The 353-nt window shown below is 47.3% G+C and carries 1 protein-coding gene; it reads right to left on the reverse strand.

What is annotated here, in order from left to right; translation table 11 throughout:
* Positions 1-159 precede the first annotated feature (159 nt).
* The coding region (locus F0L46_RS25590; RefSeq protein WP_210247697.1) for a hypothetical protein at positions 160-353 on the reverse strand (194 nt) is incomplete at its 5' end.

Consider the following 353-nt stretch of genomic DNA (forward strand, 5'->3'; position numbering starts at 1 on the left):
CGTAAGCTCAACGAAGCATCACACCGTTGTCATCACGTTTAGCGCCGACATAAAAAGTGTCGTCACCATCTTCTAGTTTGGTTTGATTTGCTTTGCCTCGTTCAAATCTATTTAACAGGTTATCGATCTTGAACCCTCGCCAAGAGGACGTATCCAACATCACTTTGCACCGTCCAAGTCTGCAGATTCGATTCCAGCATCTTCAACGACACGCCCCTCTTTAACGAGGAAGGCGAGGTAGTTGTTCAGCGTTTGTTGGAAGTCATCGGCTGTAAGAGTCGAGTAGTCAGTTTCCATGTATGCTTCGACAAGCCACTCGTCTTCATGCGTGACAGACTGCATAGCGGACATAC

The sequence above is a fragment of the Salinarimonas soli genome, assembly GCF_008386575.1.
Lineage (GTDB): Bacteria > Pseudomonadota > Alphaproteobacteria > Rhizobiales > Beijerinckiaceae > Salinarimonas_A > Salinarimonas_A soli.